Origin of the sequence: Mesorhizobium sp. 113-1-2 (assembly GCF_016756475.1) — a bacterium.
GTDB lineage: Bacteria > Pseudomonadota > Alphaproteobacteria > Rhizobiales > Rhizobiaceae > Mesorhizobium > Mesorhizobium loti_C.
Genome location: NZ_AP023242.1, coordinates 6,661,463 through 6,686,285, shown reverse-complemented (window position 1 = coordinate 6,686,285; position 24,823 = coordinate 6,661,463). Strand labels below are relative to the sequence as shown.

General features: G+C 63.8%; 7 protein-coding genes. 2 read left to right on the top strand and 5 right to left on the bottom strand.

The genetic code is table 11. The features are described 5' to 3' along the window. Positions 1 to 19: 19 nt before the first annotated feature. The 5 genes from JN279_RS32315 to JN279_RS32295 form a co-directional block, all read right to left on the bottom strand. Complete coding sequence (locus JN279_RS32315; protein ID WP_244734221.1) at positions 20 to 2,314, bottom strand: peptidase domain-containing ABC transporter; 2,295 nt, start codon at positions 2,312 to 2,314, stop codon at positions 20 to 22. 209 nt (positions 2,315 to 2,523) lie between these two features. Next, positions 2,524 to 9,123 carry a DUF4347 domain-containing protein gene (locus JN279_RS32310; RefSeq protein WP_202351207.1) on the bottom strand — a complete coding sequence of 2,200 codons (6,600 nt, stop codon included), beginning with the start codon at positions 9,121 to 9,123 and terminating at the stop codon, positions 2,524 to 2,526. Beyond that, entirely contained in the window at positions 9,120 to 10,124 is a 1,005-nt protein-coding gene (locus JN279_RS32305) for a DUF4347 domain-containing protein (protein WP_202351206.1), read from the bottom strand. The genes JN279_RS32310 and JN279_RS32305 overlap by 4 nt, the downstream gene beginning before the upstream one ends. A gap of 616 nt (positions 10,125 to 10,740) precedes the next feature. Continuing rightward, complete coding sequence (locus JN279_RS32300) at positions 10,741 to 15,522, bottom strand: DUF4347 domain-containing protein (protein WP_202351205.1); 4,782 nt, start codon at positions 15,520 to 15,522, stop codon at positions 10,741 to 10,743. Between the two features lie 95 nt (positions 15,523 to 15,617). Further along, positions 15,618 to 15,932, bottom strand: a complete 315-nt coding sequence (locus tag JN279_RS32295; RefSeq protein ID WP_202351204.1) for a hypothetical protein — start codon at positions 15,930 to 15,932, stop codon at positions 15,618 to 15,620. Between the two features lie 1,580 nt (positions 15,933 to 17,512). On the opposite strand from JN279_RS32295, the gene JN279_RS32290 reads away from it, so the two are divergent. After that, positions 17,513 to 21,304, top strand: coding sequence for a glycosyltransferase (locus JN279_RS32290; protein WP_096454858.1), 3,792 nt, complete (start codon positions 17,513 to 17,515; stop codon positions 21,302 to 21,304). Then, positions 21,301 to 24,684 carry an FkbM family methyltransferase gene (locus JN279_RS32285; RefSeq protein ID WP_096454860.1) on the top strand — a complete coding sequence of 1,128 codons (3,384 nt, stop codon included), beginning with the start codon at positions 21,301 to 21,303 and terminating at the stop codon, positions 24,682 to 24,684. Before JN279_RS32290 ends, JN279_RS32285 begins: the two co-directional genes overlap by 4 nt. Positions 24,685 to 24,823: the final 139 nt, after the last annotated feature.

Sequence of the window (24,823 nt, the reverse complement as noted above, 5' to 3'; positions counted from 1 at the left end):
TATGAGGCGCGCGACATGATCAAACCAACCGCGGCGGGACGGCGACCGGGCGGCCGTGGCGGCCGTCGAGGTGCCGGTTCTGCTGCGACCACAATTGGCGATAGAGCGCGCATCGTTCGAGCAGGGTCGCATGCGGCGCGACGTCGAGGACCTTGCCCTGATCCATGACCAGTATGTTGTCACACTCGGTCAGCGAGGAGAGCCGGTGCGAAACGATGATCATCGTGCGCCCGCTGGCGATGCGCATGAGGTTGGCGCTGACAACCGCCTCGCTCTCCGGGTCGAGTGCGCTGGTCGCTTCGTCGAGGATGAGGATGGTCGGATCGTGGATGAGCGCGCGCGCGATCGCCAGCCGCTGCTTTTGACCGCCCGACAAATTGGGCGAACCTTCCTCGATGTAGGTGTCGTAGCCATTCGGCATCCGCTCGATGAATTCCTGAGCGCCGGCGAGATGCGCTGCGCGCATGGCGTCGGAGAGCGTCAGGCCTGGGCGCCCGGCGATGATGTTGTCGCGGATCGATCCGCGGAACAGAAAGTTGTCCTGCAGCACCACACCAAGCCCTTGGCGCAGATGACGCAGGTTGATTTCCTTGAGGTCGACGCCATCAAGCTTGAGGAAACCACTGTAGTCGCGGTTGATCCCTTGCAGGAGGCGGGCGATTGTCGATTTTCCCGACCCGCTGCGCCCAACAATGCCAAACATGCTGCCGGCGGGAATGTGGAAGCTGACCCGGTCGAGCGCCGGTGTCTTGGTGGCGATATAGCTGAAGGTCAGGTCGCTGAACACGACCTCGCCGACCAGCCTGGGTCTCAGGCCCGTGGAATTCGAACTGCTCTCCAGCGGCCGGTTGAGAACCGACGCTGCCTCGCCGATCGCCGCACCGACCTCCTCGTAGTCTTCAACCAGTCGCGCCAGGCCAACCAGCGGCTGCGCCACGCGCTGGGCGATCATCATGAAGGCGAACAAGCCGCCGACCATGTAGCCGGTGCGGTCGTTCATCGCGAGATAGGCGCCGATCAGCATGGTGCCGAGCACCATCACACGTTCGATCGGCGTGACCAGGGTCTGCGGCCAGCTTGCCAGCTGTCCGAAGGCAAGGCGCGCCTTTCCGGATTCCGCCACCCGCTCGTCCCAGAGCGCCTTGCGCTGCGGCTCGAGACCGAGCGCCTTCACCGTCTTGATGCCGACGACAGTTTCGCCCAGCGCCGCCGACTTCCAGGTCTCGGCGTCGACCACCCGCTGGTATCTGCGGCGCAGCGGCTTGAGGAAGGCGAGAATGATCAGCATGATCACCACCGCGCAGGCCAGCACGATCCAGGCGAGGGCGGCGTTGATGTAGAACATGACTGGCACCAGCACGCACAGCGTGATCATATCCAGGAATGTGCTGAGGAGTTTTCCGGTCAAGAACTCGCGAATGCGATAGACTTGGGCGAGATGATACATCGTCTCGCCGGCCGGATGACGCTCGAAATAGTCGAGCGGCAGGCGTAACAGCCGGCTGAAGACGTGCAGCTGCAGCTTGGTGTCCAGACGAGCGCCGACGACATTGATGATCAGCCGCCGGGCATGGCCAAGCAGTGTCTCGTAGGCAAAAACCACGGCGATCACCGCGGACAAGAGCACCAGCGTCGAGATGCTGTTGAACTGCAGCACCTTGTTGACCACCGTCATGACGATGAGCGGCGGCAGGATGGTAAGGACGCTCAGCGTGAACGAGGCGATGGTGATATCGCGCAGGGCATGGCTTTCGAGCCGCACCAGTTCGGCGAGCCAGCGAAGGGTGAAGGGCGCGTCCGCCGCGACATAGGATCGTGTGGCGCGCAGCAGCAGTGCCTCGCCCGTCCACACCTGCGACAGCCGCAGCTCGTCGATGGCGACTGCTTCGCCATCGTCGGGTGCATCCGCACTTTTCAGGAAGACGATGTTTCGCTCGGCGCTCGCCCCGGTGAGGAGAGCCGCGCCGCCATCGTTGAACAACAGGACGACCGGGCCGGCGTCCTGGAAGCGCAGAAGGTGGGACCAGCGGATGCGCACGGCGCGTGACCACATGCCGGCGTCCTGCGCCCACTGCGACAGATCGGCGGCGGCCGGAACCGCGCTCGCGGCCCTGAATTCGTTCGGGTCGAGCTCGACACCGTGATAGCGGGCGGCGCGCAGCATCGCCTTGAGACGTGGCCCGATCTTGTCGAATTCGGCCGGACCGCCAGGGATCCGCGCCATAGCACTCTCGCCGCCCGCCGCGTCGCCTTGCGCGGAACCGGCGGGGATCGGGACCGCTTGGATTTCGGCGTTCACGGGGATGTTCACCATGGACGTGTCTTCCAGCAGGCGAGCGAACTCGACAATGCCCGGGCCGAACTGCCTCTGCCGAGGGTTTCGATCATGCCCCATTGTACTCCGAATTGATCGGCCGCGCGACTCTCATGCCAATCCGCGTCCCGGGATGTTTAACGCGCGAACCTCGCTCTCCCGCGACGTTCGCGCGTTTCCCTTCGGTGGTCTCTCGCCAGGATTCTTGCTCACTCATGCGGCTTCAGAAGATCCTTCAAAGTCGTCTTGGCGGTGTGGTCCGTACTGGCATAGCCGGTACCGTGCTTGGTCGCATCCAAGGTCTGGTCCGTACTCGCGCCGGACGGCTGGTTCTGTTGGTGACCAAATCCCTTGATCGTATTGAGGATATTCAGGAGATCGGTCGTCACCGAACCGGCCGCCAGGCCGATCAGGTGGTGTAGCGACGGTAGGCCGCCGCTGCCATTGCCGGTCGAGCCCGACTGCAGGAATTGCCCGGTGTCCTTCAAGCCGAGCGAGTCGGACGTGACTTTGGTGGTCGTCTGGGTCGTCGTTGCCAGGGTTGTGGTCGACGGAGCGATCGAGTCGTTGTGACCGCTCGAGGGTCCAGTCGGACCGGTTGGGCCGGTCGGACCCGTGGCGCCCTTCGGCCCAGTGTCGCCCTTCGGTCCGGTCGAGCCGGTTGAGCCCGTGGCGCCAGTGGCACCCGTGGCACCCTTGGGTCCGGTGTCGCCCTTCGGTCCGGTCGAGCCGGTTGAGCCCGTGGCGCCAGTGGCACCTGTGGCGCCCTTGGGTCCGGTGTCGCCCTTCGGTCCGGTCGAGCCGGTTGAGCCCGTGGCGCCGGTTGCACCCGTGGCACCCTTGGGTCCGGTATCGCCCTTCGGTCCGGTCGAGCCAGTCGAGCCGGTTGCGCCGGTGGCACCGGTCGCGCCCTTAGGTCCGGTATCGCCCTTCGGTCCGGTCGAGCCGGTCGAGCCCGTGGCGCCGGTTGCACCCGTGGCGCCCTTGGGTCCGGTATCGCCCTTCGGTCCGGTCGAGCCAGTCGAGCCCGTGGCGCCGGTTGCACCCGTGGCACCTGTCGCGCCCTTGGGTCCAGTATCGCCCTTCGGTCCGGTCGAGCCAGTTGAGCCTGTGGCACCAGTCGCACCTGTCGCGCCCTTGGGCCCGGTGTCGCCCTTCGGTCCGGTGGAGCCAGTTGAGCCCGTGGCGCCAGTGGCACCTGTCGCGCCCTTCGGTCCGGTTTCACCCTTAGGTCCGGTCGAACCTGTGGCACCGGTCGCGCCAGTAGCTCCAGTACCACCGGTCGCACCAGTTGCGCCGGTTGCCCCGGTCGAGCCCGTTGCCCCGGTTGCACCAGTTGAGCCCGTAGCTCCGGAACTACCGGTCGCACCAGTTGCGCCGGTCGAGCCCGTGGCTCCGGTTGCGCCGGTCGGGCCGGCTGCACCAGTCGAACCTGTAGCGCCGGAACTACCGGTCGCACCAGTTGCGCCGGTCGAACCTGTGGCTCCGGTATCGCCAGTTGCTCCAGTCGAACCAGTTGCTCCGGTTGAACCCGTGGCGCCGGTATCACCGGTCGCGCCGGTTGCTCCGGTCGAACCGGTGGCACCGGTATCGCCGGCCGCGCCTGTGGCACCCGTTGCTCCGGTCGAGCCCGTCGCTCCAGTATCGCCGGTCGCACCCGTGGCTCCGGTTGCTCCGGTCGAGCCGGTGGCACCGGTATCGCCCGTCGCACCTGTGGCACCGGTTGCTCCAGTCGAACCCGTGGCGCCGGTGTCGCCGGTCGCGCCAGTCGCACCGGTTGCTCCAGTCGAACCCGTGGCGCCGGTATCACCAGTCGCACCAGTGGCTCCTGTAGCTCCGGTCGAGCCCGTGGCGCCGGTATCACCGGTCGCGCCTATGGCACCGGTTGCACCCGTCGAACCGGTGGCACCCGTATCGCCGGTCGCTCCAGTCGAGCCCGTGGCTCCGGTATCGCCGGTCGCACCTGTGGCTCCGGTCGCGCCAGTGGCTCCGGTTGCGCCGGTCGAGCCTGTGGCGCCGGTATCACCGGTCGCGCCAGTCGCGCCGGTCGCTCCCGTCGAGCCAGTAGCGCCCGTATCGCCAGTTGCACCTGTTGCGCCAGTCGAACCTGTTGCCCCGGTATCGCCGGTCGCGCCTGTGGCACCGGTTGCTCCGGTCGAGCCGGTGGCTCCGGTATCGCCGGTCGCGCCTGTGGCTCCGGTTGCGCCGGTCGAACCCGTGGCACCGGTATCGCCGGTTGCACCTGTGGCGCCGGTTGCTCCGGTCGAGCCTGTGGCACCCGTATCGCCAGTCGCACCGGTGGCGCCGGTCGCTCCCGTCGAGCCCGTGGCACCGGTATCGCCAGTTGCACCGGTCGCGCCAGTAGCTCCTGTCGAGCCCGTGGCGCCGGTATCGCCGGTCGCACCGGTTGCTCCGGTAGCACCAGTCGAGCCTGTGGCGCCCGTATCGCCAGTCGCACCTGTGGCTCCGGTTGCTCCAGTCGAGCCCGTGGCACCGGTATCGCCGGTTGCACCTGTGGCGCCGGTTGCTCCGGTCGAACCTGTTGCGCCGGTATCGCCGGTCGCGCCGGTTGCTCCGGTTGCTCCAGTCGAGCCTGTGGCACCCGTATCGCCGGTCGCGCCTGTGGCGCCGGTTGCTCCCGTCGAGCCCGTGGCACCCGTATCGCCAGTCGCGCCTGTGGCGCCGGTCGAACCCGTGGCCCCCGTATCGCCGGTCGCACCTGTGGCTCCGGTTGCTCCGGTCGAGCCGGTGGCACCCGTATCGCCGGTCGCACCCGTGGCGCCGGTCGCTCCGGTCGAGCCGGTGGCACCCGTATCGCCGGTCGCACCTGTGGCGCCGGTTGCTCCGGTCGAGCCGGTGGCACCCGTATCGCCGGTCGCGCCTGTGGTACCGGTTGCTCCAGTCGAGCCTGTGGCTCCGGTATCGCCGGTCGCACCCGTGGCGCCGGTTGCTCCAGTCGAGCCTGTGGCGCCGGTGGCGCCAGTCGAACCCGTGGCACCTGTATCGCCGGTCGCGCCTGTGGCACCGGTTGCTCCGGTCGAACCTGTGGCGCCCGTATCACCAGTTGCGCCTGTGGCGCCGGTAGCTCCGGTCGAACCCGTTGCACCCGTATCGCCGGTCGCGCCTGTGGCTCCGGTTGCGCCGGTCGAACCTGTTGCACCGGTATCGCCGGTGGCACCCGTGGCGCCGGTTGCACCGGTCGAACCCGTGGCACCCGTATCGCCGGTGGCACCCGTGGCGCCGGTTGCTCCGGTCGAACCTGTGGCTCCGGTATCGCCGGTTGCACCCGTGGCACCGGTAGCTCCGGTCGAGCCGGTGGCACCGGTCGAGCCTGTGGCGCCTGTATCGCCAGTCGCACCAGTGGCACCGGTAGCTCCGGTTGAACCCGTGGCTCCGGTATCGCCGGTCGCGCCTGTGGCACCGGTTGCGCCGGTCGAGCCGGTGGCGCCAGTATCGCCGGTCGCACCTGTGGCGCCGGTTGCACCAGTCGAACCCGTGGCGCCGGTATCGCCGGTCGCACCTGTGGCACCAGTTGCGCCAGTCGAGCCCGTGGCACCCGTATCGCCGGTCGCGCCTGTGGCACCGGTTGCTCCAGTCGAGCCCGTAGCGCCGGTATCGCCGGTCGCACCTGTGGCTCCAGTGGCTCCAGTCGAGCCCGTGGCGCCTGTATCGCCAGTTGCACCTGTGGCGCCGGTATCGCCGGTGGCGCCTGTGGCACCGGTTGCTCCGGTCGAGCCTGTCGCTCCGGTATCGCCGGTCGCGCCAGTGGCGCCAGTTGCGCCGGTCGAACCCGTTGCACCCGTATCGCCGGTCGCGCCTGTGGCTCCGGTTGCTCCGGTCGAACCCGTTGCACCCGTATCGCCGGTCGCGCCTGTGGCTCCGGTTGCTCCGGTCGAACCCGTTGCGCCGGTATCGCCGGTCGCGCCTGTGGCGCCGGTTGCTCCGGTAGAACCTGTCGCTCCGGTATCGCCGGTTGAGCCTGTGGCTCCGGTTGCTCCGGTCGAGCCGGTGGCACCCGTATCACCGGTCGCGCCTGTGGCTCCGGTTGCTCCGGTCGAGCCTGTGGCGCCTGTATCGCCGGTGGCACCTGTGGCACCGGTTGCGCCAGTCGAGCCTGTGGCGCCCGTATCGCCGGTCGCGCCTGTGGCGCCGGTTGCTCCCGTCGAGCCCGTGGCACCCGTATCGCCAGTCGCGCCTGTGGCGCCGGTCGAACCCGTGGCGCCGGTATCACCAGTCGCACCTGTGGCTCCGGTTGCTCCCGTCGAGCCTGTGGCGCCCGTATCGCCGGTTGCGCCCGTGGCTCCGGTCGCGCCGGTCGAGCCTGTGGCGCCCGTATCGCCGGTCGCACCTGTGGCTCCGGTTGCTCCAGTCGAGCCTGTGGCTCCGGTATCGCCGGTCGCACCCGTGGCGCCTGTATCGCCGGTCGCGCCTGTGGCTCCGGTTGCTCCGGTCGAACCCGTGGCGCCCGTATCGCCAGTCGAACCTGTCGCTCCGGTATCGCCAGTTGCGCCGGTGGCACCGGTTGCTCCAGTCGAGCCTGTGGCGCCTGTATCGCCGGTCGCGCCTGTGGCGCCCGTTGCTCCGGTCGAGCCTGTGGCGCCGGTGGCGCCAGTCGAACCCGTGGCACCGGTTGCTCCAGTCGAGCCTGTGGCGCCTGTATCGCCGGTCGCACCTGTGGCTCCGGTTGCGCCGGTCGAACCCGTGGCACCCGTATCGCCGGTCGCGCCAGTGGCTCCAGTTGCTCCAGTCGAGCCGGTAGCGCCGGTGTCGCCGGTGGCACCCGTGGCTCCAGTTGCTCCAGTCGAGCCCGTGGCACCCGTATCGCCGGTCGCACCCGTGGCTCCAGTTGCTCCAGTCGAGCCCGTGGCACCCGTATCACCGGTTGCGCCAGTGGCACCAGTCGCGCCAGTCGAACCCGTGGCGCCCGTATCGCCGGTCGCACCTGTGGCGCCGGTTGCTCCAGTCGAGCCCGTGGCACCGGTATCGCCAGTTGCACCGGTGGCACCGGTTGCTCCAGTCGAACCCGTGGCGCCGGTATCGCCGGTCGCGCCTGTGGCGCCGGTTGCTCCGGTCGAACCCGTGGCGCCTGTATCACCAGTTGCGCCTGTGGCTCCGGTTGAGCCTGTGGCGCCGGTATCGCCGGTCGCACCAGTCGAACCGGTGGCGCCTGTGGCTCCGGTTGAGCCTGTGGCGCCGGTATCGCCGGTCGCACCAGTCGAACCGGTGGCGCCAGTCGCTCCAGTTGCGCCTGTATCGCCGGTTGCACCTGTGGCACCGGTTGCTCCAGTCGAGCCTGTTGCGCCCGTATCGCCGGTCGCACCAGTCGAGCCTGTGGCGCCGGTGGCACCGGTTGCTCCAGTCGAACCCGTGGCACCGGTCGCGCCGGTTGCTCCGGTCGAGCCCGTGGCACCCGTATCGCCGGTCGCGCCTGTGGCACCGGTTGCTCCAGTCGAGCCAGTGGCTCCGGTATCGCCGGTCGCACCAGTGGCGCCGGTTGCTCCAGTCGAGCCTGTGGCTCCGGTATCGCCGGTCGCGCCAGTGGCTCCGATTGCTCCAGTCGCACCTGTGGCTCCGGTTGCGCCTGTGGCACCCGTGGCGCCTGTATTACCGGTTGCGCCCGTCGCACCAGTTGCGCCCGTAGCGCCGGTCGAACCCGTGGCGCCGGTCGAACCCGTGGCGCCGGTCGAACCCGTAGCACCTGTCGAACCCGTGGCGCCCGTTGCACCCGTGGCGCCGGTCGAACCCGTGGCGCCTGTTGCACCCGTGGCGCCTGTCGAACCCGTGGCGCCGGTCGAACCCGTAGCGCCTGTCGCACCTGTGGCGCCCGTCGAACCCGTGGCGCCAGTTGCACCCGTGGCGCCGGTCGAACCTGTGGCACCAGTTGAACCCGTAGCGCCGGTTGCACCTGTGGCGCCCGTGGCGCCGGTCGCACCAGTGGCGTTAGCCGCGAGCATACTAGTACTTATTGTTCCAGTTTGTTCAGTGGTGAGGGTCCATATTCCCGTCTGGTTGCCGTTGTTGAAGTCGAAGCTGGCTTTGTAGACACTAATATCGAAATTGCTGCCTGTCGCGTTTCCCGCTGAGGCGTCGCCAACGTCGTAAGTGCCAGTGTTCGAAAGAAATACCGGAACTGTGTAGTTACCCGTCGCCCCGCCAGAAGGAACGTCAAAGCTACCGACAACTGTCAGCGTGCCAGTGCTATTAGTAATTACAACAAAATAGGTGCCGGCGGCCGTGCCGGCAGGCCACGAACCATAGAGATACCATATGCCCGCGCTCGTGACATTTATCGTTGCAGCCAGCACTCCCTCATAGCCGGCGATGCCCGCCGCCGTCAGCGGCGGCCGGACCATGGAGCGAGGAGACTGCGTATCCAATTCCCATCTTCCGCCGAGGCCAGCGGCACCGACGAGGCCGGTCGCCGCCGCTACCGGCGCGCCGGTCGCACGCGACAGCGCGGCGACAAACGCCTGCCCGCGGGCGCCTTCGCCTGTGCTGCAACCCCACAGCAAAAGATCTCCGTCAGGCCCCAGCGCATCACCGATCGCCGCGAGATCGTCCGCGTGACGGTTTATGTTGGCGAGCGAAAGCGCGCCGTTGCTGAAGCTGAGTTCGCCCGAACGGCCATGGACGACAATGTGGATGGCATCCAGGCCTTTGCGACCATGCAAGGCGCGTGCGATCTCTTCCGAAGCGGGTATTGCGCCGCTGAGAAGCACCGGCTGGACGCTCGGCCTTAGCCCTGCAATGAGCGTGGGAATGTCGGCGACAGACGGATCGATGAAGACGATTTCGCAAGCGCTTTTCATCTTGCTGTCCCCCGGCCAGATTGATTGGGGGTGGCGTCGCCTATGTTGTTAAGGGATGCCGTTATCGCCGGATTGAAATCGCCGACGGACCATGTCCCGGCATTTTTGCCTGTCGAACTCCAACTGCCATTGTAGACAGCGATGGTATTCGGACCTGGAGCGCCCGGACCTACAATGTACCGTCCAGCGGGAAGAGCCTCGGAGATCGCAAAAGTCCCGCCGAAATTTGTCGGAACAATAAATTGCCCGATTATATTCAGCGTACCCCCATCATTGAGAACTATGAAATACGTTCCAGCCGCCGTGCCGGCCGCCCACTGCCCAAACACAGTGAGCCGTTCGCCTTGGCCTGTCGACGTCAATGGCACAGCCAGAACTGCTGCGTAGCTCATGATGCCCCCCCGGGTTAGCGGCGGCCGCGCCGCTGCGTCCTTTGTTTGAATGTTCAGTTTCCAGTCGCCGCCAAGCGCCGGCGACCCAACCAGGTCGTTCGCCGCCGCAACCGGCGTTCCCGTCGCGCGCGACAGCGCGTCGATGAAATTCGTTCCGGCCGCACCAGCGCCGGCGTTGCAGCTCCACAAAAGCAGCTCGCCAAATCCGCCCAGCGCCTGGCCGATCGCGGCGAGATCGACCCCGTCGTCGTCGTCGAGCGTCTCGGCCGACCATTCGCCCGCCGCGAAGTTCACGCGGCCAGGCGCGCCGTGGGCGATGACGTGCACCGCGTCGAGGCCGTCGCGGCCTTCGAGCGCCAGCGCCATCTGGCGCGCGGCCGGGCGCCTGGCGTCGAGCTGGATCGCCTCGACCTCCGGCCTCAGGTTTCGCAGGATCGTGCCGAGATCGGATACCGAGGGATCGACGAAAAGGATTTCGGAAGCGCGGGGCCGGGGCGGATCGATCCGTGGATTCGGGCGATCAGTTGCAGCGTCCGGCAGCGGATGACTTTGGCGCCCATCAAACCAGGGGAATGCACCAACGCCCTCACGGGGCACGCGCGATACCATTTGACTCATTGCCACCCACTCCCATCACCCGTGCCGCCGACGTCTCGACGGCAAACTCGCGAGTGAACTCGGAATGGGAAATCGTCTGCCTTCCGCCGAAGGACAGACATAGACACGGCACGTCGTAGCGCGCCCTATGGGCGCAGCTTCTTCATCCGCGAAATTGCCTTGCTACCCAGACCCCTGCCCACTCGCCTTCGCAGACCTGCGGCCACCCGGCCGTACGATCCGCAGGCACCCTCCATACCCATATATTAGTAAACGTGAAAATTAGCGATTTGTAAACTATTAAGTAGGGAATTGGTAAATGGCCAAGAACGAGGCCAGCAGACCTCGGTCAATATTGAGGCGCCGGACTCGCGCGAAATTGTTTTTGAAAATCGAAGACTTGGCGGCTTCCTTTGAGTTGCTGTCAATCCGTGAATGGCCGCCATGGCGGGGGCCGGCCGCGGACCTTGCCGGAACGCCGGCTGGCGGCTGACACGGTCGATGGCCAGGCGCTGCGGCTGCGCGAACCGATAGAAGGGAATGATCGGCGCGCGGACCCCGCTTTCCAGCGAAGCCCGCGCGCCCGTTTTCCAACCTGGACCAGTCACGGTCCAGGTCCATTCGCCGCTCACTCGTGCGGCTTCAAGAGATCCTTCAGGGACGTCTTGACGGTGTGCTCGTTGCTGGCGTAGCCGGCGCCAGGCTTGGTCTGATCCAAGGTGAGATCCGTGCTCGCCCCGGAAGGCTTGTTCTGGTTGTTCCCAGATCCGCCTGATGTCTTGAGGACATTCAGCAGGTCTGTCGTCACAGAAGTCGCCGCAAGGCCGATCAGGTTGCGGACCGACGCATGGCCGCCGGAACCGCCGCCGCCATCAGTCGAGCCGGACTGCAGGAATTGCGCCGTGTCCTTGAGCCCGAGCGTATTGGCCGTGACGTTGGCTTTGTGACCAGGGCCGTTTTCGGCATTGTTATGGTTCCCGGAATTGCCAGGCGCATCCTGATCTCCATTGCCGAAGCCGTTATTGCCATGACCACCAGTACCACCACCCGAACCGGTTCCTCCGGTCGGGCCTGTCGGACCTTGCGAGCCGGTTGCACCAGTCGCACCCGTTGCCCCAGTCGAACCTGTGGCACCAGTCGAGCCGGTTGCACCAGTCGAGCCGGTTGCTCCAGTTGCCCCGGTCGCACCAGTTGCTCCGGTTGCGCCGGTCGCTCCAGTGTCGCCAGTCGCTCCAGTTGCCCCGGTCGCACCAGTTGCTCCGGTATCGCCAGTGGCACCCGTGGCGCCGGTCGCGCCGGTGTCGCCAGTTGCTCCGGTCGCTCCGGTATCGCCAGTGGCACCCGTGGCTCCGGTCGCTCCGGTATCACCGGTGGCACCCGTGGCTCCGGTCGCGCCGGTATCCCCAGTTGCACCCGTCGCACCAGTCGCTCCGGTATCACCAGTGGCACCCGTGGCTCCGGTCGCTCCGGTGTCGCCAGTTGCTCCGGTCGCACCAGTCGCTCCGGTATCGCCAGTGGCACCTGTGGCTCCGGTCGCTCCGGTGTCGCCAGTTGCACCCGTGGCTCCGGTCGCGCCGGTATCGCCAGTTGCTCCGGTCGCACCAGTCGCTCCGGTATCGCCAGTGGCACCCGTGGCTCCGGTTGTGCCGGTGTCGCCAGTTGCTCCGGTCGCACCAGTCGCTCCGGTATCGCCGGTGGCACCCGTGGCTCCGGTCGCGCCGGTGTCGCCAGTTGCTCCGGTCGCACCAGTCGCTCCGGTATCGCCAGTGGCACCCGTGGCTCCGGTTGCGCCGGTGTCGCCAGTTGCCCCGGTCGCACCAGTCGCTCCGGTATCACCGGTGGCACCCGTGGCTCCGGTTGCGCCGGTGTCGCCAGTTGCTCCGGTCGCACCAGTCGCTCCGGTATCACCAGTGGCACCCGTGGCTCCGGTCGCTCCGGTGTCGCCAGTTGCTCCGGTCGCACCAGTCGCTCCGGTATCGCCAGTGGCACCTGTGGCTCCGGTCGCTCCGGTGTCGCCAGTTGCCCCGGTCGCACCAGTCGCTCCGGTATCACCAGTCGCACCCGTAGCGCCGGTCGCTCCGGTGTCGCCAGTTGCTCCGGTCGCACCAGTCGCTCCGGTATCACCAGTTGCACCCGTGGCGCCGGTCGCTCCGGTGTCGCCAGTCGCACCCGTGGCTCCGGTCGCTCCAGTGTCACCCGTTGCGCCAGTCGCTCCGGTCGCGCCGGTATCGCCAGTCGCACCCGTGGCTCCAGTCGCTCCGGTGTCGCCAGTTGCTCCGGTCGCGCCGGTCGCTCCAGTATCACCCGTCGCGCCCGTCGAACCAGTTGCACCAGTCGAGCCTGTCGCTCCGGTCGAGCCAGTTGCACCAGTCGAGCCAGTCGCACCTGTCGAGCCGGTGGCACCGGTCGAGCCCGTTGCTCCAGTCGAACCGGTGGCACCAGTCGAGCCAGTCGCACCTGTCGAGCCCGTTGCTCCGGTCGAGCCTGTCGCACCGGTCGAACCGGTGGCACCAGTCGAGCCCGTTGCTCCGGTCGAACCAGTTGCGCCGGTCGAGCCCGTTGCACCAGTCGAGCCCGTTGCTCCAGTCGAGCCTGTCGCTCCGGTCGAACCTGTTGCTCCGGTCGAGCCGGTTGCGCCGGTCGAGCCCGTTGCGCCGGTCGAGCCCGTTGCGCCGGTCGAACCAGTTGCTCCGGTCGAGCCCGTTGCTCCAGTCGAGCCCGTGGCACCGGTCGAGCCAGTTGCACCAGTCGAGCCTGTCGCACCGGTCGAGCCGGTTGCGCCGGTCGAGCCAGTTGCTCCGGTCGAACCTGTTGCGCCGGTCGAACCGGTGGCGCCGGTCGAGCCTGTTGCACCCGTACCACCCGTGGCACCAGTCGAGCCGGTTGCACCGGTCGAGCCCGTAGCACCTGTGGCTCCGGTCGCGCCCGTCGCTCCGGTCGCACCTGTGGCTCCGGTCGCGCCTGTGGCTCCGGTTGCGCCAGTCGAGCCGGTCGCTCCGGTATCACCCGTTGCACCGGTCGAGCCAGTGGCACCAGTAGAGCCAGTGGCACCGGTAGAGCCGGTGGCACCAGTCGCACCGGTCGAGCCGGTCGCACCTGTTGCACCCGTAGAGCCTGTCGCACCAGTAGAGCCAGTCGCTCCCGTATCGCCGGTCGCGCCTGTGGCTCCGGTTGCGCCAGTCGAGCCGGTCGCTCCGGTATCACCCGTTGCACCGGTCGAGCCAGTGGCACCGGTAGAGCCGGTGGCACCAGTCGCACCGGTCGAGCCGGTCGCACCTGTTGCACCCGTAGAGCCTGTCGCACCAGTAGAGCCAGTCGCTCCCGTATCGCCGGTCGCGCCTGTGGTTCCGGTTGCGCCAGTCGAGCCGGTCGCTCCGGTATCACCCGTTGCACCGGTCGAGCCAGTGGCACCAGTAGAGCCAGTGGCACCGGTAGAGCCGGTGGCACCAGTCGCACCGGTCGCACCGGTCGCGCCTGTTGCACCCGTAGAGCCTGTCGCACCAGTAGAGCCAGTCGCTCCCGTATCGCCGGTCGCACCTGTGGCTCCGGTTGCACCAGTAGAACCGGTTGCTCCGGTATCGCCAGTCGCACCCGTCGACCCGGTTGCACCTGTCGAGCCCGTGGCGCCAGTCGACCCGGTCGCACCAGTGGTGCCGGTTGCACCGGTATCGCCCGTGGCACCGGTTGAGCCAGTCGCTCCGGTTGAGCCGGTCGCTCCGGTAGAGCCGGTGGCACCAGTCGCACCGGTCGAGCCGGTCGCGCCTGTTGCACCCGTAGAGCCTGTCGCACCAGTAGAGCCAGTCGCTCCCGTATCGCCGGTCGCACCTGTGGCTCCGGTTGCACCAGTAGAACCTGTCGCACCGGTCGAGCCGGTTGCTCCGGTATCGCCAGTCGCACCCGTCGACCCGGTTGCACCTGTCGAGCCCGTGGCGCCAGTCGACCCGGTCGCACCAGTGGTGCCGGTTGCACCGGTATCGCCCGTGGCACCGGTTGAGCCAGTCGCTCCGGTTGAGCCGGTCGCTCCGGTAGAGCCGGTGGCACCAGTCGCACCGGTCGAGCCGGTCGCGCCGGTCGAGCCTGTTGCACCGGTCGAACCAGTTGCTCCAGTCGAACCCGTGGCGCCAGTGGAACCGGCGGCGCCGGTATCACCTGTCGCTCCGGTTGCGCCAGTCGCTCCCGTCGAGCCGCTTGCACCCGTAGAACCTGTGGCTCCCGTCGAGCCGCTTGCGCCAGTAGAGCCCGTCGCACCAGTCGCCCCAGTCGCACCTGTGGCGCCAGTCGGTCCCGTCGAACCACTCGCACCCGTAGAGCCTGTGGCGCCGGTCGAGCCGGTTGCACCAGTCGCGCCTGTGGCACCTGTCGCGCCAGTCGGTCCCGTCGAACCACTTGCACCCGTAGAACCTGTGGCTCCGGTCGAGCCGGTTGCACCAGTAGCGCCCGTGGCGCCGGTCGAGCCAGTCGCACCCGATGAGCCACTCGCGCCAGTAGAGCCTGTGGCTCCTGTCGCGCCCGTGGCGCCCGTTGCACCTGTGGCGCCGGTCGCGCCCGTGGGCCCCGCCGGGCCTGTCGCGCCTTGGCTCGTAACGGCTAGGTTACCGCCAATAAATGTGTCACCGTTTTTGCCGTTGTTGCCAACATCGGGGCCGAGCGCGAACGCAGTTCCGCCAGCGTTGTGCAGCAGCGTGCCATAGCTGTTAAATCCGCTGTCATATATTGCGTAGTCATGCAAAGTATCTGGGATAGAAATAGTTATAGAAAAATTTGGGGCAACAGTATTAGCGGAGGTTGGAAGAACGAAGCTTCCGACAACGGTGTTGGTTGTTGTATCGATTATGAAAAATGTATTGATGCTCTTACTGCTTCCAGCTGCGACAGTACCCGTGAGTGTCAAATTGCCCCCTGCAAGGACCCCGGTGTAGGCCGCCACGCCAACCGATGTCATCGGCGGCAAGCCCGAGCCGGCCGTGTTTTCGGGCATCTCCCAAGAGCCACCCAGCTTGGCCGCGCCAATCAGCGACCTCGATGCGCAGACGTTCGCGCCGACGGTCCGTTCGAGCGCCGCCACGAATGTCTCGCCGGCATTGCCGGACGCTGTCTCGCAGCTCCACAGTCGCAATTCGCCGTCAGCGGCAAGCGCCCTGCCGATTGCGGCAAGATCCTCAGCATCTTCCTTCAGTGTGGCGGCCGACCACTCTCCTGCCGTGAAGCTAACCCGGCCGGGTGCGCCATGCGCGATGACGTGGACAGCGTCGAGCCCCTCGTGCCCTGCGAGCGCGGCAGCGATCTGCCGCGCCGCCGGCTTGCGGCCGTCGAGCACGACAGCCCGGACTTCGGCCCTCAGATTGGCGAGAACCGTGTTGAGATCGGAGACTGAAGGATCGACAAAGAGAATTTCAGAGGCACGGGCCATGACTGGCTCCTGTTGGCTTTGAACTCAATCCAAGGGAAAACCGCGCGACGGCTAGGCCGGCGTGCGGTCGCGACAACGACAAGGAGGTTGGGCGGTCATCTTCCTGACGGGCCGACGGCGCCGTCGGGACGGTCGACAGCGGGGCTCTCTACGCGGAGGAAGCTGCAGGCCTGGAAATTCCCGGCATCGTCAAACGTGCCAATCGCAAATGAGCCGGCTGCGGCGGGAACCTTGACGGTGACAGCGACGGCGAGGCTTCGCTTGGCGGCCTTGGGAAGAATGACCTGACCGACGATGGCGCTCTTGGCGGTGTCCAGGATAAAATAAGGCACATTTTCGGTCGTGTCGCCGATGGGCAAGACGCCTCTAACGGCAACTTCCATGACAGCAAACCCTGCTATGTAGCTCATAATACTCTCCCTGGTCAGCGACGAATGCGCCGCGGCGTTTTTCTGTCGTCACGCTCAATTTTCAGTCGCCGCCGATCGGCTGCGCCGGACGAGGTCGTCGGCGGGATCGAGCGGGCGGATGGTCTCTGTCGGGTTGGCGGCGTCGGGTTGGCGGCGTCGTGGCATCGAACGGCGCCGCATCGTGGGGCGGATCAGCGAAGCGTGGACGACCCCGCCGTGAGCCACCCGCAACTGCCATGAAGGGATGGTCGCCGATGTCCAAAGCATCGGTTGCAGCGTCTGGCCGATCGTTTCCAGCGCTTGTCTGCAAATGGATTTGCGCCGTCCGAAACGGGGTGCTGCACCACGGCACCGCCGGTCGGCAGGCGATATGATCCCACCCACTACGCAATCCCTCCAGGCTACGCCGAAGGCTCGGCGTCAGCTCGTCAGAAAACTCCGAGACTCGAAGCCCGTCGTCCTTCAAATGAATGACGTTCAACGACAAGTGATTTGCGACACTCGAGGTCGCCACCGCCGGGTCGGCATCGAGTCCGCAGACGCGGCCGATGGCGAAGCCGGTCTGGTTTGGTCCGGATTCAGGCTTATGGCCGGTTGCGTCCAGAGCGGCGGGGTCTGCCTCGCGCCATATTGGTGCTCACCGAACCGGATATCCGGGCGATCGGCCGCCTGATGGTCTTGCGGCCAGCCGAACCGAGGCTCGACACCCCTCCCGTGCGCACGTGGAAGACTCGACTCAACACCCACTCCCGTCAACGATGGCGCCGATGCCTTGGCGACAATTCTCAAGGGAATGGGAAGCCGTCCGCCTCCAAACCAAGGGGGGACATGGTCGCGACATATAATTAGCGCGCCCGGTGGACGCGCCTTCCGATCCGCGAAACGTCCTTGATAACCCAGACCCTTCTAACTCAACTCCCTGAGAAAGAATTTCGCAGGCCGTCCAATCCGCGAGCGCCCCTTAAGCAACTACTAAATTAACTGAAAGCAGGTAGTGTCGCTGTAGCTATAGCAGCGGCTGGGTGAGAGAATCGTTATGAAAATCATACGCTTAATAAGCCTTCCTGCAACCGCGCCTGCTTCAGGCCGCAGTTGAAGGCCGCCATCTTCCATGCAAACCCATCGGCGATGGCGCTCCCAGACGACGCCGGACGGGTTGGCAATGTGCTAGCGGATGTGGGTGCCTCAACCTTGACGGCAGCCTGCAAATGGCGCCGAAATACACAAGCTAAACCGGTCAACGGGACGGAAGTGGTGGATGCCGGCGGTTGCAGTTCGGGCACGATGCTTTCACGGTAGCGGTTGCCGCCCGCTGGCGCGGGGCTGGCTGCTAACCATGATGGATAAGGTTAAACGCGGTTTCCAGAGGACGACCTGCATGATCCGTGAGAAAGAATGATCGGATCTTTGGGAAGTGCAGGCTGTTCCGGCGACCGGACCGGAAGAGGGTAGGGGCAGCGGGGGAAATGCATGAACGATCGAAGCCCGGCAAATCTGCATCGAAGCGGATCCGGCAAGGCGCGGCGGCACGCAAGCCGTCCCCGTCATCAACAGTCATATCGAGAGCCTAGAGATCACGAATGACGAACGGCAAACGGCTCTGCCTCAACATGATCGTCAAAAACGAGATGGCGAATCTTCAACGCTGTCTCGGAGCGGTTGTCGACCACATCGACTGCTGGGTCATCGGTGATACCGGCTCGACCGACGGGACCCAGGATTTTATCAAATCGTTCTTCGCTGCACGCAACTTGCCGGGCGAGCTGCACGAATTCCCATTCCACAATTTCGAGCAGGCGCGCAACGCAGCGCTCGATCACGCCTATGCCTCGCCACTCGCTTACGACTATCTGCTGTTTGACGACGCCGACATGGAACTGGTGGTCGAGGACGCGGGCTTCCGATCGCGGCTCGACGGCTCCGGCTACCGGCTGCTGCAGCGGGCGGATTCCGGCTTGGCCTATTGGAACACGCGTCTGGTCAGGCGCGACGCCGGCGCGCGCTACCACGGCGTGACCCACGAATATCTCGACGTGCCCGAGGGCGTGCAGGAACTACGCGGCGCCTGGTACAAGGACCACGCCAGCGGATCGAACCGGATCGACAAATTCGAACGTGATGCGAAACTTTTGCTCGAGGCGCTCGAGAAGGATCCGGAAAATCAACGCTACTGGTTTTATCTGGCGCAATCCTATCGCGACGCCGGGCGGACGGCGGAGGCCGCGGTGGCCTACGCCAAACGCGCCGCCATGGGCGGCTGGGACGAGGAGGCGTGGAATGCCCGCCTGCAAGGGGCTCGCTGCCTGCGCAAACTCGGCGACGAGCCTGGCTTCATTGAGCAGGCGCTTGCCGCTTTCAATCAACGACCGCAACGTGCCGAGCCGCTCTATGACCTGGCCCGGTTCTACCGCGACAAGGGGATGAACGACGCCAGCGTACTGTTTTCGGAAGCGGGACTGGCGATCAAGCGACCCGAGCAGGACATCCTGTTTATCGAGGATTACATCTATACAACGGGCCTGATGGAGGAGTTTGCGATCGCGGCAAACTACGCGCGCGATCCCGTGCGCAAGGACCGTGGTTTCGCGGCATGCAACTGGCTGGCGCTGAACCGGACAATCGACGACGGACCGAGGGAGCTGGCGTGGTCCAACCTGTTCTTCTATGTGCAGCCCGCCAAGACAATGATGCCGTCCTTCAGCGCACGCGAGGTTGGCTTCACGGCACCGGACGGCTATCGGCCTCTCAATCCTTCGGTGACGCGATTGGGCAAGCAGATAGTGCTCGCGCAAAGAGCCGTGAACTACACGATGACCGAAAACGGGCTCCAATATCAGACCAAGGACGGCGATGCGATTCGCACGCGGAACTTCCTGCTGCGATTGAGCAATGAACTTGATATCGAGTCGGCGACAGAAATCCTGCCGCCGGTAGACATGCCGGAACCCGTTTACAAAGGCGTGATCGGCTTCGAGGATCTGCGTCTATTTGCTTGCAACGGCGAATTGTGGGGCTCGGCATGTGTCCGCGAATTTACGCCGGAGGCATGGTGCGAGCAGGTGGTCGCGCGCATCGATGAGACCGGCCCCTGCCGGCTGGCTGACTGGCGCGTGCTCCGTCCGGCAGGATCGCGTGTGCACGAGAAGAACTGGATGCCGCAAGTCAAGCCAGCCACGGCGGGGGGGACGGCAGAGACGCTGCAGTTCATCTACCTCTGCGACCCCACCCGGATTGTGGACGAGCAGGGCTCGACTCTCAGCGAAACTTCTCCCGCGATTGCCGCCCAGAGTTTCAGGGGTGGAACCCAGCTGATCGCATTCGCCGGCGGATGGCTCGCCTTGATCCATGAAGTCCAGTGGCGGACCGCGGAGAAGCGGCGTTACTACCTGCACCGGTTCGTCTGGTTCAATGAAGCCAACGCCTTGCGAAAAGCAAGTCGTCCATTCTTCTTCGATAAAAAGGGCGTCGAGTTCGCTGCCGGGCTGGCGTGGCACCCCGACGAAAGGCGTTTGCTGATATCCTACAGCGTCACCGATAGTGAGTCTTGGATCGCCGCCGTCGACGAGGCGGAAGTGAGGTCGCTGCTGGAGGATGTGAATGGCCTGCCATCGGGTGTGGCTGATACAGCGTCGAGGCTGACGCCGGCCGGCGGGCATAGCAGTCCTCCAACGAAAGCAGCGATCAAGGCTGACCGCGCTGAAGACGGTGGGGCCATGGGTGATGCCAGCCAGACGGCGTCGGAAGGCAAGGACCTCGGCGCCAGCGGCATCAGGTCGACAGGCGAAATCTTTCATGAGCTAGCGCCGTTTCTACGCGACGTCGATTCACCGCTGCAACGACGGGAAGGATCGCGCCGGTTCGACGCGCGGATTTCTCGCTTCCTTGGCAGCGACGACACCGCGCTTCCGCAGATCAACTGCTTCTACCAGGTGATGTCCGACAAGGCCGAGCATCGTACCTTGATTGCCGCCACCACGTCGATGCGGGTAGCGGGCCATCCGGTGCGGGTGTGGAGCTACGCACCGGAGAAGCTCGAATTCCTCGTCCCGCACGGGATCGAAATCCGCAATGCCGACGACGTCATGCCGCGGGCCTTGTTCGAGCGGATCGTCGCCGGCTCCGAGATCAGGTATTTCAGCGATATCTTCCGCTACGCCCTGCTCTACGAGCATGGCGGGCTATGGATGGATTCAGACGTCATCCTGCTGCGGCCGTTCCCGTTTCGCGGCGATCATTTCTTCAATCTGCAATGGCGCGGATCGCACAAAGGTCATTTTGTCTGCGGCAACGTCATCTATGCCAAGCCCTACAGCCGCCACCTCAGGGCGCTGTACGAGATGGCGATCTCGCGCTTCCATGACACCAGCGGCAAGGAATTCGGAGACATCGGCCCCAAGCTTCTGTCCGACTACATTGCCTCCGATGCGGGAGCCGCGCTGCGGGAATGGGTGTTCGGCCCGATGTTCTTCAACACCATCGATTGGAATGAGATCGACCGGTTCGAGAAGCCGATAGCGGAATTGGCCGACTATCTGAACGATGAGCGGGTGTTCGGCATCCACCTGTGGACGGCGCGCAACGAGGCCCGGCCGGGCGGCGAAGGGGCGCCGCTGATTTCGCTGCTGATCAGCCCGCTTGACAGCCTCCCAAGCTTCACAAGCCTTGCCGATCGCTTCAACACTGACAAGAACCGGCACACCGGTAACCGTCACTGCTATGCGAGGATCTACGATCGCCTGCTGTCGCCCCGGCGCTTGTCCATGCAGCGGCTGATGGAGATCGGCCTGTGCCGTGGTTTGGCGGAGGGCAACCAGACCGAGACCCCATCCGTGTCGCTTTGGCAAAGCTATTTTCCGTTCTGCCAGGTGATCGGTGTCGACCTGACGGATTTTTCGCAGCTCAACAATGAACGGTTCAAGTCGTTTGTCGGTGACCAATCCAAGCTGGACGATCTGCGCGGCGTCGCTGCAAAGCTAGAACTGGGATCGCTCGACGTGATCATCGACGACGGCAGCCACGCCTCGTTCGACGAGCAGTTGACGCTCCGCGAGTTCTTCCCGTTGCTTGCTGAAGGCGGCTGGTATTTTCTCGAAGACCTCGACTGGCAGCCGCCCGGCGAGGATCTCGGCAAGATCACGCTGACCAAGACCCTGCTGCGCGAAATCAAGGACCACGGCACGGCCCGCTCGGTCGATCCGTTGGGTGTGAGCGCGCTTGCCGATCAGTTCGCCGAGATCCTGTTCTTCGACAGCCATTATGAGTTGAACCGGGCGAAGCTACTGGGTGGCCTGGTGGCTATTCGCAAGGGCGCGTCGGGCATGTCCGCTAGGCCAAGTCTTGCCCCCAGCCCGCAAGCGAGCAGAGCACAGTGAAAGTCGCCGTCTACACCATCGCCTTGAACGAAGCCGCAAACGCCGAGCGCTGGGCCAATTCTGCCGTCGATGCCGACTATCGCATTGTGGCCGACACCGGCAGCACCGACGACACGGTGGAGCGGCTGACCGCTGCAGGCGTTACCGTGCACAGGATAGCGATCCGCCCATGGCGTTTCGACGACGCCCGTAACGCCGCCATGGCACTGATCCCGCCCGACGTCGATGTGTGCTGTACAATGGACATGGACCGGTATCTTGAGCCCGGCTGGCGGGCAAAGCTTGAGGCTGCCTGGACGCCTGAGACGACAGCCCTTTATTGCCAGACCGTCTATAGATCGAGTGTCGATGACCCGACGCCGCTGCGAAACTGGCCAGCAAAAAACTTTCATCATCGCTGGGGATATCGCTTCAGGCGGCCAGTCCACGAAGCCCTGGTCTTTGCTGGAGAAACGGAAGTCGCCGCGAACAGCAGCGACATCGTCATGTTCGAGGTACAGGATCTCGCCAAGCCAACGAGGAGCAGCTACCTGCCGCTGATGGAGGTGGCACACAAGGAAGACCCCGACGACGCGCAGATTTGTTTCTGGCTAGGGCGGGACTTGATGTGGGCCAACCAGCAAAAGCGGGCCGTTCCACTGCTTGAGCGCTACCTTGCGTTGCCGACAAGCAAGTGGGCGGAAGAACGCTCCGAGGCAATGCGTTACATCGCGCGCATGCTGCCTGAGCAGAGATTAACTTGGCTGGACAAGGCCCGGATGGAAGCGCCGCACCGGCGCGAGATTTGGCTCGATCTGGCCGAGGAATTCCACGGCAAGGCCGACTGGTTGAACCTGTTCTGGGCCTGCACCAATGGGATCGAGAAGACGCACCGCACCGGAAGCTATCTGGACGACGCGAACTGCTGGGGCTTTCGATTGTATGATCTCGGTGCGATCGCGGCGTGGCGCCTCGACGTAATGAACCGCGCGGTGCAATGGGGGCAGAAGGCACTCGAACTCGATCCGAGCAACCAGCGGCTAAAAGACAATCTCGCCTTCTTTATCAAAAAAAGTGAGGAACTTAACGGAAAGACTGCAGGCGACCTTCCAATCCGCGAAATTCGACCCAATGGTGTTGTTGTAAAAAATAAAATACGTAACAAGAATATAAAATTCTTAGTTACGAATCCGCACGATGAAATCATGAAATTTCATGATAATGGGTCTTTTTACGAAGAAGAAGAGTTGGAACTGATTTCAAGGCACTGCAATACCGGATATGTATTTTTTGATATCGGAGCAAACGTCGGAAATCACACGATTTTCTTTTCAAAATTTCTTGACGCAAAATTGGTTATACCAATAGAGCCGAATCAGAAGGCCATATCTATATTAAAGGAGAACATACTTCTTAACGAGTGTGGCAATGTAGATACGAAATATCTTGGTATCGCCCTGAGTGACAGGAAATCGCGCCTGCGGCAGTCGACACCGCAGCAGAACAACATGGGACACACCTGCTATTGGGAAGATGCGTCAGGGGAAATTTCTGCAATCGATGGAGATTCCTTACTAATTGACCAATCGGTTGATTTCATCAAAATTGATGTAGAAGAGACAGAGATTAAAATACTATCTGGCCTTGAGAGGATAATCGAAAAAAACAGACCTACTATTTTTGTAGAAGTCTGGATTCATAGACTGCAAGAATTTTCTCAGTGGTGTGAAAGAGCATCCTATCAACTTGTCGACGAATATCAACGATATGATGGCATCAAGAACTACCTGATTAAGCCGATGTCAATCATCGCAGCTGACTCGAAGATTGGTTCTATAGAACATGATTTCAGCAGATTGCTCCAAACGAACTTGGACAGTAGTTCCGATCTCCGTGATTGGCGCGTGCTGGCACAACGCTATTACGATAGCGGCCGGATGTTCGAAGCGGCAGTGACATTTTGCAGATATGCCCGTATGGAGACTTCGCTCGAAGAAAACTGGCATGCGCGATGGCTGATGGCGACCTGCTTGCGTGGGGCCGGTGATGAAGGTGGCTTTGTACGTGGTGCCCTCGAGGCGTTTCGCTCTAGACCTGATCGAGGCGAACCACTCCACGCTTTGGCTCACTACTACCTTGGCAAATCCCGCGGCGATATCGCGGCCAGCTATGCCGAAGCAGGCCTTGTGCTTACCTTGCCTCAAGAAGGCGGTATCGGCATCGAACCGCCAGTCTATTCATCGGGCATCAAGGAGGCCTTTGCCATAGCGGCCTCATATTCTCACGACCCCGCGAAGAAGGAGCGAGGACGTCAAATCTGTAACTGGTTATCGTTGGCCCGCGATGTAGCCGATAACGCGAGAGGATTAGCTAGATACAACTACCGATGGTATGCAGAACCGGCCAATGCGTTGATGCCATCGATGATTTTCCATCCATTGTCTGTGCCGACGCCGGATGGCTATAAAGCCGGAAATGTCTCTATTGCCCGCTCCGGTGAGGGTTACGTTGTATTGGTTCGCTCTGTGAACTACGATTTCCTGGAGAGCGGGTTCTTTGATCGACATGGAGATACTTCTTTTCGACAGAGAACATTGCTGTTTAATCTGGATGATCGCTTTAAAATCAGATCATCTGGGGAAGTATTGCAACCGGTGGATATGCCGCCACCACGGCATTTCGACTCGCTTGGCTTCGAGGATCCACGTCCTCTGATCTGGCACGGCCAGCTTTGGTGCCTTTCGTGCGTGCGGCAACTAAATGAACAAGGGCGTGCGGAAATGGTGCTTGCTCGCATCGACCAACCATCGCCTGGACAGTACGTTTTTGCCGACTGGCGCGTGCTCCCGTCTGGAGCGCAAATACAGTGGGAAAAAAACTGGATGCCGCTGCTTTTCGAGAACGAGTTGCGTTTCATCTATTCGGTTGATCCGACCCGCATAATAAGTGACTCGGGAGAGGTTCTTTTTCACGAACCTGCATCGATTGCGGTAGAGAATTTCCGCGGTGGAACTCAGGCCATTCCCTTTGATGGTGGATGGCTCATGCTGATCCATGAATGGGAGCTCGCAGGGACAAGGCGGAATTACTTTCATCGGTTTATCTGGCTCGCTGCAGACAACCGCCTCGCACGTTTGACGCGCCGCTTCTTTTTTCGAAAGGTGGCCAGCGAGTTCGCCGCCGGACTGGCTTGGGACTTGAAGGGCGACCATTTGGTCATCAGTTTTGGCACCGATGACCGCGACCCGGCGCTTGCCGTTGTCAAGGCAGATGAGGTTCGCGACGCTTTGCTGCGAGTTGAAGATCACAGGGAGGCAAGCGAACAGGCTTGTGAGGAAGGCCGAGCAATGTGGGAAAGAATGAGTCAAGGAGGCTATCAGCCCCTCGACGGATCCACATAGATTGAGCAGACTTCGTGTGCCGGTCCTAGCATCTCGGCGGAAATGGCCGCGGGCCGAGCGGCATGAAAATTGGGCAGATTGGATGAGACGGCGCGAGTTCAACGCGATGGTCGCCGGCGCTGGTGTCGCAAGCTTCGTG

Coding starts and splice junctions, on each gene's coding strand:
- JN279_RS32310 (WP_202351207.1), bottom strand. CDS start 9,123: ATGAAAAGCGCTTGCGAAATCGTCTTCATCGATCCGTCTGTCGCCGAC.
- JN279_RS32305 (WP_202351206.1), bottom strand. CDS start 10,124: ATGGTATCGCGCGTGCCCCGTGAGGGCGTTGGTGCATTCCCCTGGTTT.
- JN279_RS32295 (WP_202351204.1), bottom strand. CDS start 15,932: ATGAGCTACATAGCAGGGTTTGCTGTCATGGAAGTTGCCGTTAGAGGC.
- JN279_RS32290 (WP_096454858.1), top strand. CDS start 17,513: ATGACGAACGGCAAACGGCTCTGCCTCAACATGATCGTCAAAAACGAG.
- JN279_RS32315 (WP_244734221.1), bottom strand. CDS start 2,314: ATGGTGAACATCCCCGTGAACGCCGAAATCCAAGCGGTCCCGATCCCC.
- JN279_RS32300 (WP_202351205.1), bottom strand. CDS start 15,522: ATGGCCCGTGCCTCTGAAATTCTCTTTGTCGATCCTTCAGTCTCCGAT.